This is a genomic window from Arthrobacter crystallopoietes, from assembly GCF_002849715.1.
GTDB classification, from domain to species: Bacteria; Actinomycetota; Actinomycetes; order Actinomycetales; family Micrococcaceae; genus Crystallibacter; species Crystallibacter crystallopoietes.
Genome location: NZ_CP018863.1, coordinates 3,454,950 through 3,471,563, shown reverse-complemented (window position 1 = coordinate 3,471,563; position 16,614 = coordinate 3,454,950). Strand labels below are relative to the sequence as shown.

Sequence of the window (16,614 nt, the reverse complement as noted above, 5' to 3'; positions counted from 1 at the left end):
GTCGCTCGTTTTGATCGTGCAGATCGTGCAACGTTTAACAGCCGCTGAGCCGGCCGTGGGCACGATGTTGTTTGCTTCTAGGTTAGTCGGCGCAGCCGCGGACCGGATCCGATGACTTTCCGTTGGCCCGCAACACCACCACCTCGATGCAGGTCCGGTCGTTCTCGGCCACCGGGATGCTCACGCCGGGATCCGGCGTCCGCTGCGGCTCGCCCTTGCCCAGCGCGGTCACCGGGGTCCAGATGAACAGGTCGCCGTCGCGCTTGTCCGGATTGGTCCAGGTGAAGACGGCATCGTCCCCGTCCACCTTGCCCGCCAGTTCTTCCGGCGGCACCACGTTTCCGGACAGGCCCTCGATGGCGTTCGCCGGCGGCTGGCTGACCGGCGGCTGCGATTCGGCCGCTTCCGGTTCCGGCGCAGTGACCACCAGCACGGCTGCCACGGCCAGGACAACCACAGCGGCGGCGCCGCCGATAATCCCGACCAGATTCTTGCGGCGCCGAGGTACGACGGCGGTGTCCCCGCCTTCGTAGTGAGTGTCACCAAAGCCGGCGGTGGGCTGGGTGGCGGATTCGCCGTCGTACGCAGTGTTTTCCGCGCCAGCCGGCGGCGACGGAACCCAGCCGGTAGTCGGCTCCGTCCCGCTGTGCGCTGCTCGCAGGACCGTCCGGTCATCGGGCTGCTGCGCGGTGTTGGTGCGCTCGGGGAAGCGCGGGCGGAAAACCGTGGGCGAATTGGTCGTCGCGTTCGGATCGATCGAGACCACCTGGCGCACCCGGGTGGCTTCCCCGCCGTCGTCCTGCGGCGGTTCATCCCCGGGATGGGCCTCCTCCAGCACTTCGAACGGTGTGACCGAAAGGTTCAGCTCCGCCTGGATCCGCTGCAGCGCCAGCGCGAAGGCGTGGGCCGTCGGAAACCTCGAGGACGGCGCCTTCGCCATGGCCGTGGCCAGCGCCTGTTCGAGGGATTCGGGCACGTCGGCGCGGCGCAACGGCGGGACCGGTGACGTGGCGATCCGGTTCATCAGTTCGCGCTGCGAATTGTCCCCGCCGGGCCGGACGAAGGGCGAACGGCCGGCCAGCAGGGTGTAGAGCGTGGCGCCGAGAGCCCAAATGTCGATCTTGATGCCGTCGGCACCCTCGCCCTGGAACGCTTCGGGCGGGGACCACGGGATGGACATGCCGGCGTCGTCGTCGATGCTGTCCGTGGTGCCGGAGATGCCGAAGTCGGTCAGCGCGGGCCGGTTGTAGTCCGTGACCAAGATGTTGGCCGGCTTGATGTCCCGGTGCACAATCCCGGCCCGGTGCGCGGTTTCCACCGCGGAGGCCACCTGGATGCCGAGCGAGAGCACTTCATCTACACCGAGCGGGCCGCTGCGGTAGCGCACGTCCAGACTCGGGCGCGAGCAGTACTCCATGGCCAGGTAGGAGTGGCCGTCCCCGGTGATGTCCGCCTCGTAGATGGTCACGATGAACGGATGGGTGGACAGCTGCGCCATCAGGTTCGCCTCGGACTCGAAGCGGCGGCGCGCACCCTCGGTCTTCAGGTCGGCGACGAGGACCTTGACGGCGACCTTGCGCTTAGGCCGGTCCTGTTCGTAGAGATAGACGTCGGAAAAGCCACCGGAACCGAGCAGGCTGACGTACCGGTAGCCCTCGATCGCGGGCGGTGGTGCGGGGGGACGCTTGGAACTCACGGCAGGTCCTCGAACCGCAGCGAGATGCCGTCGCCCAGGTCCGCGATGTCGCCGTCGAGCAGGATCATAGATTCGCCCTGTCCCAGCCGTCGCGGCGGCTGGCCTTCGCGGATCAGCATGGTGCCGTTGGTCGCTTTCAGATCGCGCAGCATGACGTGCCAGCCTTCCAGCCGCACCTCCAGATGGGAGCGCGAAATGTCGCCGCTGACGCTGCGCACCTGGACCAGGCGAGGCATGCCGTTGCCCTGCACGCGCGAGGCCGACGGCTGGCGTCCGACGATCACCGCGCGGTCAAGCTCGATGACTTCCCCGGTGGAAAGCCGCATGCGGCCCAGGATGGGGCGCTGCACCTGGCTGGCGTCGTCGGCCAGCCCGGCGGCGCAGATGCTGCAGTTGGAACTGGTGGGCGGGTTGGCATGCCCCTGCGGGCAGACGCGGGCCAGCACCATCGGGCCGGTGGCCGGCCGCTGTGCCGGATCCGGCACGGGAGCGGGCGCGGTTTTGGGCGCCTTCGGCAGGTCGCGGCGCAGCAGGGTCTGCCCGTCATGGTCGCCCTCGGGTGCTTCGGTTATTCGGTCCACCGGCTTCACCGGGCGCAGATCGCGGGCAGCTTCAGCCGCGGCTGATTCCGCCGCCCGTGCCCGCGCGGAAGCCGACGGTGTCAGCCACGGCACGGAATCGATCAGGCTTGCCGGCGCGGACTGCGGTGCCGGGGCGGCTTGCTGAGCGGGGGCTGCCGGCTGCGCCGCAGCTGCCGGAGACAGGGCCGGACTCGCAGGCACGTTGTTCTCTGCCGGCGGAACGGCCGCCGATGGCGGCAGGTTGGCCCGCCGGGCCTTGGTATGGATGACCGTGTCTTCGAGGTCTCCCACCTCGTCCAGGGCATCGGGATCGTAGATACCGGTGACCTCGATGCCCTCCGGGACGTTGAGTTCCTCATGCATCGATATGCGTTCGGCAGGTTCAGCCGATCCGGGTTGGTCCGAGGCAGGAGCGTCAACCGGTTCTGACTGGCTCCCTGTCTCCGGCGCTGACGCTGGCTCTGCAACAGGAGCGGTAACGGGCTCCGGCATGAGTTCGGCCTTTGGCTCCGGTTCTTCAACCGCGCCAACTGTTGTGTCCACGCCGACACGGATGCCGCCCAGCTGGACGATGCCTTCGGCCAGCGGAAGCCAGCGGCCCTCGCCGTCGCGCCCGTCATTGATCACCAGGTCAAACAGCTCCTGGGCAGGCAGCAGCCGCTCCGTCCAGGTGGTCACACCCGCGCCGGAAAGTTCGGCCGATGTCCCCACGCCGTCGCTATTAAGGACAACGTCGCCGCGCAGGATCGCGTGCAGCTTGTCCCGGAAGGACACGATGGCGAACTGCGGTATTGAAGCCAGGTCCATGCCATAGCCGCTCACCACGGAACCGAGCACGGATTCTGGTGCCGGTTGCGTACCGAGCACGTCCCACACGGCCATGACCACGTCTTCGCGGGCGCTTTGTTCCAGCAGCACGATGGTGCCACCGCGGACCAGCCCGAGCCAGGGGCCCGGGCAGTAGGTAATTGCTGCCATCAGATCTGCCCCTGCTGTCCCGCCGGCCCCGATCCGCCGGGCTCCAGCCGCGGCAGCGTATCCGTCTCTTCGTCCTCCGTACGCGGCGCGGTCGCTGCCTGCGCGGCGTCCTGCGCCACATCGGCCGCATCGACGACGATCGCCGTGATGTTGTCCCGGCCGCCTGAGCACAGCGCCGCCTGGATCAGCGCCTGGACAGCATCCTGCGGGCGCACTGTGGAGCTGAGGATGGCGTGGATGTGCTCGTCGCTGACTTCTGAGGTGAGTCCGTCGGAACAAATCAGCATGCGGTCCCCGGCCTCGACCGGAAGCATCCAGAAATCCGGTTCTGAATCGTCGCCGGTGCCCAGGGCGCGGGTCACCACGTGCCGGCGCGGATGGACCAGCGCTTCCTGCGCGGTGATCCGGCCGGCCTCCAGCAGTTCCTGGACTTCCGAGTGGTCAACGCTGATCTGCTCCAGCATGCCCTGGTTCAGCCGGTAGGTCCGCGAATCCCCCACGTTGAACACCAGCCAGTACGGCACGCCGCGTTCCTCAACCAGCGCCGCGCCGGTGACCGTGGTGCCGGCGCGCGAGCCCGCAGCGGCCCGGATCCGCCGGTCGGCATCCGCAATGAGCTGCTGCAACTCGGCCGCGCCCAGCTCGTGGCGGCGGACGTACTCCGTCATCGTCTCCACACAAATCCTGCTGGCCACTTCGCCGGCCTCGTGGCCGCCCATGCCGTCGGCCACGGCGAACAGCGGTGACGCGGTGGTGAAGGAGTCCTCGTTCAGCTCACGCCGCAGTCCGCGGTCCGTGCCCGCTCCGACGGTGAGCCTGATGTTCTCGATGTGGCTCGGTTTGTCCCCGGTCATGCGTGACCAATGACGAAGCTTCGGTCGCCGAATTCCACGGTTGCTCCTGACTTGGCCGCTACCGGAGCACCGGGGACAAGCTGCTGGCGCACGCCGTCCGATCCGGTCACGGCGGTGCCATTGGTTGAATTACGGTCATTGACCCAGATAGTGTCGCCCTCGACGCGCAGTTCCAGATGCGTCTTGGAAACGGAGCGGTCCAGATCGGCGAAGTCGATCAGCTGGTCCACTTCTTCACCCGCCGCGGCGGCCGGGTTCCGGCCGATCAGCGCGCTGGTTCCGATGGCGACTTCGCGGCCGTCGTCGAAGCGGATGTTGATGCCGGCCGGTTCCTGCCCGGAGCCGGCTGCCTCCGCGGGTGCTGGTGCGGCGTCGCGGATGCGCGTGTACGCGAACTCGTCATCAACGTGCGACGGCGGTGCTTGCGTGGGCGCGGAGCCTCCTGGCGGACTTTCGGATACGTCCGGGGCGGCTGGTGCCACGGCGGCGGGGGCGGCCGACGTATCCGCAGGTGCGGCCGATCCATCTGCAGTGGCGCCGGCGGCAGTGTTACCAGCGTTCGTGCCGGCTGCGGGAGTGCCGCTGAAGCCCGGGATGCCGGAGATGATGCCGCCCGAACGGGCAGCATTGTCGTCGAAAGGCGGCCACTGCGGGCTCTGGTCGGAACCGGGACCGGGACCGCCGGCGGGGCTACCGCCGTTGCCGGCCGGCTCTCCCATCAGGCCGGCACCGTGAACGCCAGCGGGGGCATTTGCACCGGCTGCCCCGGCATAACTTGCCTGCGGAACGCCAGCCTGCCCGCCGTCCGGGGTGAAGGTGCTGTGGCCGTAGAGGCCGCCGGTGGTCAGCGGGTCGCGCCCGGCATTCACGTCCAGGGCCAGGGTCTTGGCTACCTTGTCGTGCCAGCCCTGCCGCTGGTGGTTGGCGTCCCAGAGGTTGGAAATGACCACGATGACCGCACCGACAACCGGGACCAGTCCGCCCACGGCGATGATCAGTCCGCGGATGAAGATGGCGGCCCAGCCGGGGGCGTTGCCGTCCTCGTTGGAGGTCCGCAGCCCCAGCAGGACGTTGCCCGGGGTCTTGCCCGTCCGCGCTTCCCAGCCCCACTTCCAGATGCCGTAGGCCACGGCGAGCAGCGAGGTGATGCCCAGCCAGAGGAACAGGCCCGCGGCGGCGGAGGCCACGGCCTCTTCAGTGCCGGCACCGGCTGCACCCAGCAGCCCGGCCATGCCGACCCCGTAGCCGATACCCACCAGCACGGCGGGAGGGAGTTTGTCGATCAGCCACGCGCCGACCCGCTTGCCAGCTGAAGCGCTGACGAGGTTCAGTCTTGCTGCCACGTATGGCTCACTCCCTTGTGTTGTTCCTCGGTCGGTGACTCTACTTTACGGTTTGTGCTCTCGGCGGTGCCAAAGGACCGGCCGGAAACGCCCTTGCCGAGCTTTTGTGACAGTCTGAAGCGTGCCTCGGCCACCAGCGAGCGGGGCGAGAACCGCGCCCGCTGGCGCTTCCAGAAGCCCACCGACGAGCCGATCTCGTCGAGCGATTTCTCCACCATGTCCCAGTACTCGCGCACCTGCACCTCAGTGGGCTCGACACCGCCGAACACGGCCGCATCCGCCCGGTGCGCCAGCGCCGTCGTCGTGCCGGAGGCCGCGGGGAACGCGTCCGCCAGCTCGCTGGCATGCTCGCGCCGGGTGGCCTTGGCATTGGCGCTGGCGCCCATGTCCGTGGCCAGCGACATGACCTCGCTCCAGCCGCCGCTGACACGGGTGCTGGGCAAGCCTTCGGCGGCGCGGCGCTTGCGGCGGCGCAGCTTCAGCCAGGCGATCAGCAGCAGCGGGATCAGCAGGATGGCCAACGGAATCATGGCCACGCCGATGGCCGTCACCAGCCAGCCCCACTGCTCCCAGAAGCCCTTCTCGTTCTGCTCAGCGTCCTGCGGTTCGGGCGCAGAGTCCGGCGGCAGCTCGGCCGGTTCCTGCGGCGGTGGCGGCGGCTGGAGCACCTGCGGCTTCGGCGTCGACTTCGGCTGCTGCTGCGGCGGGGTCGGCTCGTTGTCCTTGTCCGGCGTCGGGTCGAAGGCCACCCAGCCGGCGTTGGTGAACGCGATCTCCACCCAGGCGTGGACGTCCTTGCCCTTGATCTCCACCGGCTCTCCGGCAGTGCGCTCGATGCTGGGATCCGGGTAGAAACCCATCACCACGCGGGCGGGCATGCCCAGGTGCCGGGCCATCAGCGCCATCGCCACCGCGTACTGCTCGTCGTCGCCGATCGTCTGCTCGGCGTCCAGCAGCGTGGTCATGCGGCTGGCGCTGTGCCCGGAGAGGCTGCGCGCCTCGTCCTCCTTGCCGTTGGAGAAGAAGCCGTTCTCGTGCAGGCTCCGCTCCAGCTGGCGGACCTGCTCGATCGGCACGGTTTCATCGCCCACCAGTTCGCTGGCCTTGGTCCCGATGATGTTGGGCACCTGCTCCGGTTCAGGCAGGTTCAGCGGCGCGAAATCGTACTGGGCCAGTTGCCCGTCCTCGGGCTTGGCCGGGAAGGACACGTTGACCGAGTAGTTGTCTCCGGGCCGGATGTACCGGGTGGAGAGCGCGGTTTCGGAGTCCTCGTTGTAGTAGAGGGATCCGGCCACCTCGTCCGCCCGCGGCCCGTCCATCGCCACCCCGTTAAGCTGCCCGCCGGCCGGCAGCCAGACGCCGTTGTAGTCGGCGATGCTGAACGTCATCTGCGCGGTGTTTGAGTTCGGGTTTCCGCCGTCGCCGTCCACGTTGCCCAGCGACTGCGCATCGCCCACGGGCGCGTAGTTGCCGCCGCTTCGCGGGTTCACGTTGTAGACCACGCCGTCGTAAGTATCCAGCGCCGCCAGCCGCACCCGCTCCCCCGGCGGCAGGCCCTGCACGGTGAAGAGCGTGTCCTCGGACTTGTCCTTCACAAACTGGCGGAAGTCCATCAGCGGCGACGGGTAGTCGTACAGCTCCACCGGGGGAACAACGACGTCGCGCAGCACCTTGCGCTCACCCCCTGCGGTGAGCGCGGGGCCGGCCAGCGCGGTGACCGCCGTCGCCAGCAGCAGCACTCCGGCACCCAGGCCCAGCCGCCGGAGCACGCCGGTCCGGTGGGCGGCGGCGTCGGCGGCCTGCGGGTTGGCGGAGACGTGCGCGGTGCTGTCGGTACGGGAGATGTGCCGGCGCCAGGCCAGCCACGATACGGCCCCGGCCACCAGCAGCACGCCGCGCAGCAGCGGCAGGGTGGGCGCATTGGTACCGAACGCGATGCCCAGGATGAACATCGCCGTCACGGGCAGGACGGTCCAGTACGGGGTCTTGACCCGCCAGGCCAGCGTGCCGGCGAGCAGCGCCGCGGCAAGCGAGCCCAGGAACGGGACCACCAGCATGCCGCCGTTGACGCCCACCGGCGCGGCGACGGTGAGGATGTCTTTCCAGGCGAAGATGAACCCGGTCAGGACGGTGCGCAGGGATTCCAGCGAAGGCACGACGCCGGCAATCGCCTGGGTGGGCGCGGCAAAGGCGCTGCCGAGCAGCACATATGTCAGCAGCCCGGCGGTCGCGGTGGCCAGCAGGCCCAGCCGGTACCAGGCGCACGCCAGGGCCAGGCCGAGCCCGGCCACGATGCCGCCGAACCCGGCGACCAGATAGCGCGGTTCGCCCGCGAAGACGTTGTGGAAGCCGAGCACGCCCATCCCCAGCAGCAAGGTGAGCAGGGCGGCATCGATGCCGAGGTGCTGCCAGGAACGCGGCAGCACCAGCCCGCGCTCCTGCGGGGGCAGCCCGCGGTCGCGCGGTGCGGCCCGTTCCCGGGGTGCGGCGGCCCGCTCCCCGCGGAAGGCGGCGCCTTCCCGGCGTGAGGCAGCACGGCCTCCAGATGCAACCCGGCGGCGGCTGCGCCTGGATTCGTTCCCGGGGCTGTCGGGGGCGCTCATGCGGCAGCCTTTCGCAGAATGATGGCGAGGTCGTCCAGGTTGCCCAGCGAGAGGACGGTGAGGTCCCCGATGGAGGCTTTGCCCGCGTCCAGTCCGTGGGCACAGCGGATGGCGAAGGCCCGGATGCCGGGCGGGACGGCTGCCGCGGCACGGCGCAGCTGCGTGGCGGTGACGTGTTCGCCGACCACCAGGAAGAAGACGGACGCATTCGGTACCGTGTCGGCCGCGGTCCGTGCCAGGTCTACCGCCGTCGCGCGCTGGGGCCGGCCTTCGATCCGGGTCATTTCGTCCAGCAGGTTGCGCCCGGTCTCGGTCCGCAGCGGCCCCTGCTGCGTGAGCACCGAGAGGTTGCGCTGCTCCCGGATGGCCTGCAGCCCGATCGAGGCGGCGACCGAGACGGCGAGCTCGAAGTCATGCTCGCTGGTGTACTCCTCGGTATTCGTGGAAACGGCGACGGCCAGATGGGCGCGGCGGGTTTCCTCGAACTGGCGGACCATCAGCTCGTTGGTGCGGGCGGTGGTCTTCCAGTGGATATGCCGGCGGTCATCGCCGGGAACGTAGTCGCGCAGCGCGTGGAAGGACACGTCCGCGCTGGAGAGGTCTTTGGTGGGCAGCCCCTCCAGGTCGCGGATGAAACCGGAGGCGGAGCCGATCAGTGCGGTGGTCTTCGGGTGCACAAACAGGTCGGTCGGCTCGGTCCACAGCATCTGCCGGCGCAGCAGCCCCAGCGGATCCGCCCGCACGGAGCGCACCGGGCCCACGACGATGACGGCGCGGCGCTGGGTGGGGATGGTGAAGAGGTCCTCGTGCACCTGGCCCGGCCTCATCCGCGGCAGGTGGAACACCGCGGTGGAGGCGCCCACCGGCAGTTCCAGCGCGGCTGGCAGCAGCGGCTTGGGGTCCGTGTTGGTGACTTCCACGCTGCCGATGGCGTGGTCCCCCACCGCCACCCGGGTGCGGGCGAGGTCCAGTTTCACGCCATAGGAGGAGCGCCCGAGCACAAAGCCGATGGCGATCAGCAGCAGCAGCACCGCCATCAGCCCGCCGGCCTTGGCCTCCGCCCAGCCGTAGGCGGCGCCGAGGCCGAACAACAGCACGGCAGTGCCGAGCACGATCCAGCCCAGCGGCGAGACGATGGAAACCGCCGGCTGAACGTATTTGGCGAGCACCGCCGTCGTTCTTTGCCAATGCGGTGCCAAAAACTCGCCGGCCAACGCGGACGTTTCCCTGGCCAGCTTCAGCAACGACGCCGGGTGCAGTTTGCTGCTGCGTTCCGGGGTGGCCTTGCGCAGCAGGCGTTTGAGCCGGACGCGGCCGGCACCCGCTTTGGTGGCGGACATTAAACCGCGACGCTGCGCTGCTGCGGTGCGGCCACCTCGGCCAGCACACGCTTAAGCACGGCCTCGGGGGTGGCGCCGGCGAATTCGGCCTCGGGATCCATCACGAAACGGTGCGTCCAGACCACTGGGGCCAGTTCCTTGATGTCGTCCGGCAGCACGTAGTTGCGGCCATGGACGGCGGCCCACACCTTGGCCGCGCGGACCATCGCCAGGGCGCCGCGGACGGACACGCCCAGCCGCGTTTCCTCGGCCGTGCGGGTGGCGTCGCAGAGGTGCGAGACGTACTCCAGCACCGCGGTATCGGTGTGGTTGGTGGTGGCCAGGTCCGCCATATCGGTCACGGCCGCGGTGGTGATGATCGGCTTCAGCGCCAGCGAACGGTCCCGCGTGGTGCTGCCGCCGAGCAGCTCCACGGTGGAGGCCAGGTCCGGGTAGCCGATGGAGGTCTTGATCAGGAAGCGGTCCAGCTGGGCCTCGGGCAGGCGGTAGGTACCGGCCTGCTCGATGGGGTTCTGGGTGGCTATGACCATGAACGGCCGGCCGGCCTCGTATGTGACGCCGTCCACGGTGACGCGGGATTCCTCCATGACCTCCAGCAGCGCGGACTGGGTCTTGGGCGAGGCGCGGTTGATCTCGTCCGCCAGCACCACGTTCGCGAAGATCGGGCCCTTGTGGAACTCGAAGTTCTGCCTCTTCTGGTCATAGATGGTGATGCCGGTGACGTCCGAGGGCAGCAGGTCTGGCGTGAACTGGATGCGGGAGTTCGTGCCCTGCACCGTGGCCGCCAGCGAACGCGCCAGCATGGTCTTGCCCGTGCCCGGCGCGTCCTCGAGCAACACGTGCCCTTCGGCGAGCATCGCGGTCAGGATCAGCTTGACCACGTGCGGCTTTCCCAACACGGCCTGGCCGACGTTGCCGACCAGCTTCTCGAAGGTTTCGGCGAACCATTCGGCCTGCTCTGCTGTCATCGTCATGGGGATTGTGTCTTTCTCTTGTACAGGGCGGAAATGAATCTGTTGGGGCAAAATGTGCGGAGCCGGCCGTCAGCCGCTCCAGTTGGAGAAGGCAAAATCTCCCAGTCCTTCCACGGACATGGTGATGGCACCTGGTTCGGAGGAATCGATTTTCGCGATGCACTTGGTCTGGACCCTGCCGCTATGGGCAAATCCTATCGGTGCCCGTCCGTAGTTCGGATCCAGGTTGCTGCCGTTTGCCCGGCACCAGACATCCCGGGTGCCTTGCGGGAAGTTCCGGTAGTCCACAATCACGTAATGCCAGCCGGAGGTCCCGTCCACATTCACCCTATCGCCGCGGTAGATCCCGGTGATCTCGGCCGGCGGGACAACCTGGGTCCGGCTGAAGCTCCTGCTGCCGTCGGACCGGCTCACGGTCACCGTGATGGTGTAGGACTTGTTGGCTTCCTCCGGGCTGGTCCAGCTGCCGGCTCCGGCGTTGACCGCCTGGCCGTTGACTGTGACCGAGGAGCCGGTAATCCGGCGGCCGTTGCCGTAGGCCTGCCAGTTGGCGTTCCAGGTAAACGTCACCTTCGGCCCGGCAGTCGAGGCGGCCAGGTTGGAGGCATCCGTGATCGGCCCGTAGGCGCTGGTGGCGTTGGAGGCCGGGCTCGCCGCCCCGGGGCCGCCGGCATTGAGTGCCCGCACCTTCCAGGTGTGGTTCTGCCCGTTTGTCGGCGACGAGACGGTGGCACCCGGACCGCCGAAGGCACGCCAGCCGCCGCCGTCGATCGCGTATTCGTAGCCGGTGATCGCGCTGCCGTTATTGTACGGCGCGGCGAAGTCCAGCTTGACCTGCTCGTTGGCCCCGGTGGCCGCCGCGGTCACGCCCTGCACCTGGTGCGGAACACCGTAAGGCACGACGGCGGCAGAGCGGGCGCTGTACTCCCCCGCACCGGCCTTGTTGTGCGCGACGACGTCGAAGGTGTAGCTGCCGGCGGTGTCCAGCCCGGTCAGCGACACACCCGTGGTGCCGGCGGAGAGCCCGCTGCGGGTCCCGGCCGGCGCGCCGTTTTCGAAGATCCGCAGGTCGTACGCTTCCACCGGAGCGCCGTTGGTGTTGGCCGGTGCCGTCCAGGCCACATCGATGGAGCCCTCGTTCACCGCACTGGTGGTCCGCGTGGCGGTGGGCGTGGACGGGGCGCCGGGCACGCCGGCGGGAATCTCCTCGGCGGAGTAGGCGCCCCAGTCGGACGGCGTGGACGCGCGGTTATTCGCCTGCACCCGCACCTTGTAGGCGGTGCCGTTGGCCAGTCCGTTCCAGACCAGCGAGTTCCCGGTGACGCCGTTCTTCTGCAGCTCGCCCACCGGCGGGGCCGGTGAGATCTCAAGGTTGAAGGACTCCACCGGCGAGCCTTGCGACGCCGGGGTCTGCCAGGTCACGGTCAGCGCGCCGTCGCCGAACACCAGCTGCGGCACGGCCGGAGTTTCGGGTTTCACATCCGGACGGACGACGCCGGACGCCGGCGAAGCTTCGGAAGTTCCCACCGCGTTGGTGGCCGTCACGGTGAAGTTGTACTCCTGGTTATTGGTCAGGTTCTCCAGCGTGCAGGTGTTGGCCGCGCACTCTTGGCTGAAGCCGCCGCCGGACACCGTGTAGGAGGTGATCCGTTCACCGTTGTCCGCAGGCACTTCCCACGTCAGTACGGCGGTCCGGTTGCCCTCGCTGACCATCCGCGGCGTGCTCGGCGCGTCCGGCTTGCCCTTCACGGTCAGCGTGACGCGGCCTTCGGTCTCGCGGTCCGGGTCCTCGGTGGCGTCCTGGATGCGGTAGATCACGCCCATGGTGCCCACGAAGTCCTCGTTCGGCGTGATCTCCAGGGCGTCCCCGCTGACCGCCACGCTGCCCTGCCCGCCGTCCTGCGGCTGGGCGCTGAGGATCTTCAGCGGCGTTTCCGGGAACGGGTTCGAGTCGTTGTCCAGCACGGGAACGGTCACGGTCTCACCCTGGTGCGCGTCCGGCACCAGGTCATCCACGGCCACGGCGGGCGGCCGGTCCGTGGCCACCACGCTGATGGTCACGGTGGAGGACACCGGATCGTGGTTACCGTCGGTGACGCTGACATTGATGGTGCCCTCGGTGCCCTTGGCCGCGTTGTTCTGTGCCCGGGCGGTGAGCACGCTACCGTCGATGGACACGTCCACGCCGTCGATGGAGCCGCCGGTCACGGCGAACTCCAGCGCCTCCGCGTCCTGAGGATCGGGATCGCTCGCCGCCTCCCGCAGGTCCAGGGTTGCCGGCTCGCCGGCCTGCGCCACCTGCAGCGAGTTGGCGCTCAGCGTGGGCGGCGCATTCTGCTCCGGCAGCGGCAGCACGGTGATCGGCACGGTCAGCGTGGCCTTCAGCCCGTCCGGATCATCCGGGCCGGAGCCGTCGGTGACCTCGAAGCTGACGGAGGCGGCACCGGCGTAGCCGTCGTTGGAGGTGAAGGTCAGGTCCGTGGCGCCGTCGATCCGCGCAGAACCGGCTACGGCGGCCACCTTGTCATCCTGGGTCAGCCGCGGAGTCCTGCCCTCGCGGACCGCCACCAGCTGCCCGATGTCCAGCGCCAGCGGCTCGCCGGAGCGGACCTCCAGCGGCTGCTGGTCCTTCAGCGCCGGCCGCTGGTCCCCGTTGCCGGGCACCACCACGAACGCGGTGGAGGTCAGCGAGTCCACGTCCTCGAGTGTGTAGGCAATGATCTGCGTGTCGGCCCGGACAGGCACGGTCAGGGTACGGTCCTCGGCCAGGGCGGCGCCGCCGGCCGGATCGTCGACGCTGATGGCCAGCTCGCCCAGGTCGCCGTCGGGGTCCTCGTCATTGTTCAGCAGCGGAACGCTGACCTGGTCCTTGCCGGTGGTCTCCGCCACCGCCACCCGGTCATCCCGCGCCACCGGCGGCAGCAGCGGCGCGTCCGGATCAACCTTCACGGTCAGCGTCCCGGTTGAGGTGCCGCCGCGGCCATCGGTGATGGTATAGCGGACGACGGCGGTGCCTTCCGTTTCCGGGGCAGCAATCCGCAGGCGTCCCTCCCGCAGGCTCAGCTGCAGGTCCGCGTCCGAGCTCAGGCCGTCGGTGGCAAAGGCGATGCGGTCGCCGTCGGGGTCCGAATCGTTCTTGAGCACGTCCACGGACAGGTTCCGGCCGGGGCGCACGCTCGCCTCGTCGTCGACGGCGTTGGGCGGCTGGTTGGCGTCCGAGGACGGGGCGATGCCGATGGAAATCGTCGCGGTGGAGCGCGCGCCGAGCCTGTCCTGGACCACGTAGCTGATGGTGTCCGTGCCGGTGGAGCCGCCGCCGGCGGTGTATTCGATGGCGGCGGCCTTGATCACGGCGGTGCCCAGTGTCGGCGCGCGTTCCAGTCCCGCCAGGCTGACCGAGTCGCCGTCCGGATCGATCCCGTCCAGCGGCACGGGGATGCTGACGGTTTTGCCGGCCAGCACGCGGGCGGTCAGGTTCTTCGGCACCGGGCGGGCGTTGTTTTCAGTGTCCGGTTCGGTGATGCGGATCCGCACCTGCGCGCTGGCCACCTGGCCGTCCGGCCCGCTGATCCGGTAGACGGCCGTGACTGTTTTTCCACCCGTAGCCTCCGGCCCGGCCTTGAACCGCAGCTGGTTGCCGGAAATCGCGATGGTGCCGTCCGCCGCGGCGGGGGCTTCCACCAGCTCCGTGTCCAGGGTCAGGGCGGCGCCGTTGGGATGTTCATCGTTCTCCAGCACCGGGATGTTTACGATGTCGCCGGCTCGGACCACCGCCTCGTCATTGTGGGCCCGCGGCGGCAGCAGCTTGGCCGGCGCGGGAACCGGGAAAATCGCCACTTCGCCGGTGGCGCTGCCGGAGCCGTTGGAGACGGTGTAAGTGATGGTCAGCGGCGCGGTCAGCCCGCGGGCATCGTTGACGCGCAGGATGGAGTGGTTCAGCACGGCCACGTCCGCCGGAGCACCGCGCGGCACGGAAACGGACTGGACCACCAGCACGCCGCCGGCCGGATCCGAGTCGTTCGCCAGCACGTCCACCAGCGATTCGCCGCGCGAGGGCAGCAGCACCACATCGCGTACCGCCGTGGGCACGCCGCTGCCCTGTTCGGCTTCGGTCACGTCCACCCGGATCAGCCCCGGGGAACTCGTGGGGCCGGTGGTGGCCAGGTACTCCAGATAGTAGGTGCCGGCGGCAGCGGAGCTGAAGGTGACCGTGCCGACGTCGTAATTCCCCTGCACGGTGGCATTGGGCACCTCGCCCACGCTGGCCAGCCGCATGGAGCCGCCGGTGGGATCTGCATCATTGCGCAGCGGGAAGATGGTGGCTTCCTCGCCCACCGTGGTCCGCACGTGGTCCGGGTTGGTCACCGGGGCCAGCTCGCCGCGCGGTTCGACCTCCACCGTGACCTCTCCGGTGGTGCTGGTGCGGCCGTCCGAGACCGTGAGGGTGACCTTCTTCTCGCCGTCGGACGTCCCCACGTCCTGGTAGGTGAGCACGCCGTCCGGCCGGGTGCGGACAATGTCCCCCGGATCCTCGGCCACCGCGCCCATCAGTAGCAGGTCATCGCCGTCCGGGTCCAGCCAGTCCGTCAGCACGTTCCGGCTCAGGCTCTGCCCGGACTCGACGGCGAGGATGGTCTCGCGCTTCTGCTCCGGCGCCGCGTTGGAACCCTCGGGCACCACGCGGAGCCTGACCTGGGCGGTGTCCGTGCCGCCGCGGCCGTCGTCGACCTCATAGGAGAACGACGACGATCCGGAGGCGTCCTCGGGCAGTACGATCTGCAGGCCGGTCCCCTGGTAGATCCGCTGGACGGTTCCGGTGGCGGGTTGGTCGCCGTTGACCGTGACCGTGAGCAGGTCCCCGTCCGGGTCCGAGTCGTTGAAGAGCACCGGCAGCACGGTGGTGCGGCCGGCGCGGACACCGAACTCGTCGGCCACGGCGACCGGCGCCTGGTTTTCCTCCTGGCGCTCCGGCAGCCGGGTGGCCGCCGTGATGTCCGCGGATTCGGTGGTGTCGTCCTCGTCGTCGCCCTTCGGCGGGATCAAATCGCCCCAATTGTTGACCAGCTGCAGGTTCTTGTTGACCAGCCACACGTTGCCGGCGTTGACGTCATTGAGGACCACCACGTCCCGGTTGGTCCGGAACACCAGCTCGGACTGGGTGGACAGGGACGGGATGGGCTGCGACAGGTCGAAGGCATCATCGGCGCAGTCGCGCAGATAGCCGGCATCACCCGTCCACGCGGCGTGGATGCAGCCGGCCACCTGCACCGGCGCAATGGGCGGCGCGGGGTTGTGGATTTCGGTCAGCTGCGCCTCGCCGCCGTCCAGCGGCTGGGCGAGCAGGCCGTTCGAGGTGGCAATGGCCACCCTTTCGCTGGCGTCGCCGGGCTGCTGCAGCCGGGCGTCCTGCGCGTCCTCCAGCTCCACCGACTCGCCGGCGGGCAGGTACAGCGTGCCGCCGGCCGGATCCAGCAGCACCGGTTCATCGCCCACGGTGGTCAGCTGCAGCCCGTCCGCGTCCTTGATGCCCGGCAGGTCCTGGGCGGAGACTTCCTCGAACATGCCGCCCTCGGGGGCACGGTAACCGGTCAGCCTGCCCGCCGCCGGATCGGCCACATAGACCGTATCGGCGTTACTAACGACGGCGACGGCGCCCGGTGCGTCCTCGGCCAGCGGTTGCGTGGCCTCAGGAGTAAAAGAGTCCAGGCCCGCCGAGGCGACGGCCCAGACCTGCCCGGCCGCCGGATCGCTGACTGCTGCCACCTCGGTACCCAGTGACAGCTTGGCCGAGCCGGGGAGCTGGTTTTCGGCACCGTGGATCATCTCGGCGACGCTTACGGTACTGACGGCATTCTGGTCCAGGTTCTGCAGCAGCACTGTTGCCGCTTCCTGCTGGACGTCGAAGTTGGCGCTGGCGGGCTTGAAACCGCCGTCGAGCAGTTGGGACTGGTAGTTCAGGTGGCCCACCAGGGACTGGGACTTATTCGTCACCCAGATGCCGCCGTCGTTCAGGTCCACGTCCGCGGTGTCCGTGCCCGGGTGCAGGAAGATGCCCGCGCCGATCACGGCGAGCGCCACCGAAAAGGCGGTGGCGGGCATGCCCCTACGGCGGAAGGCAGCATTGCGCGCCTGGCCGAAACCCTTGAAATTCACCGCTGAGAGACCTTTGAGAGACTGAATTTTGCCCGGAACCGGGACCCGCGGCCCCCTTGCCACCCCAGATAGTGTAAACCGCCAGGTTAAAC

General features: G+C 69.1%; 8 protein-coding genes. All 8 read right to left on the bottom strand.

Annotated features, from left to right (window positions below; translation table 11 throughout):
• Positions 1–82: 82 nt before the first annotated feature.
• The 8 genes from AC20117_RS16070 to AC20117_RS16035 all read right to left on the bottom strand — a co-directional run bounded on the left by AC20117_RS16070 (position 83) and on the right by AC20117_RS16035 (position 16,522).
• Positions 83–1,696 (bottom strand): serine/threonine-protein kinase, encoded by a 1,614-nt coding sequence (locus AC20117_RS16070; RefSeq protein ID WP_074698630.1) that lies wholly within the window; start codon positions 1,694–1,696, stop codon positions 83–85.
• Entirely contained in the window at positions 1,693–3,255 is a 1,563-nt protein-coding gene (locus tag AC20117_RS16065; RefSeq protein ID WP_074698632.1) for an FHA domain-containing protein, read from the bottom strand. The genes AC20117_RS16070 and AC20117_RS16065 overlap by 4 nt, the downstream gene beginning before the upstream one ends.
• Complete coding sequence (locus tag AC20117_RS16060; RefSeq protein ID WP_074698634.1) at positions 3,255–4,109, bottom strand: PP2C family protein-serine/threonine phosphatase; 855 nt, start codon at positions 4,107–4,109, stop codon at positions 3,255–3,257. The genes AC20117_RS16065 and AC20117_RS16060 overlap by 1 nt, the downstream gene beginning before the upstream one ends.
• On the bottom strand, positions 4,106–5,452 hold the full coding sequence (locus AC20117_RS16055; RefSeq protein ID WP_101632621.1) for an RDD family protein: 1,347 nt from the start codon (positions 5,450–5,452) through the stop codon (positions 4,106–4,108). The genes AC20117_RS16060 and AC20117_RS16055 overlap by 4 nt, the downstream gene beginning before the upstream one ends.
• Positions 5,437–8,055 carry a transglutaminase TgpA family protein gene (locus AC20117_RS16050; protein ID WP_074698640.1) on the bottom strand — a complete coding sequence of 873 codons (2,619 nt, stop codon included), beginning with the start codon at positions 8,053–8,055 and terminating at the stop codon, positions 5,437–5,439. The genes AC20117_RS16055 and AC20117_RS16050 overlap by 16 nt, the downstream gene beginning before the upstream one ends.
• Positions 8,052–9,395, bottom strand: a complete 1,344-nt coding sequence (locus tag AC20117_RS16045) for a DUF58 domain-containing protein (RefSeq protein ID WP_074698642.1) — start codon at positions 9,393–9,395, stop codon at positions 8,052–8,054. The genes AC20117_RS16050 and AC20117_RS16045 overlap by 4 nt, the downstream gene beginning before the upstream one ends.
• Positions 9,395–10,369 carry an AAA family ATPase gene (locus tag AC20117_RS16040; RefSeq protein ID WP_074698644.1) on the bottom strand — a complete coding sequence of 325 codons (975 nt, stop codon included), beginning with the start codon at positions 10,367–10,369 and terminating at the stop codon, positions 9,395–9,397. Before AC20117_RS16040 ends, AC20117_RS16045 begins: the two co-directional genes overlap by 1 nt.
• A gap of 69 nt (positions 10,370–10,438) precedes the next feature.
• Positions 10,439–16,522: an Ig-like domain-containing protein gene (locus AC20117_RS16035; protein ID WP_236777343.1), complete on the bottom strand. Its 6,084-nt coding sequence runs from the start codon at positions 16,520–16,522 to the stop codon at positions 10,439–10,441.
• Between the last annotated feature and the right edge of the window lie 92 nt (positions 16,523–16,614).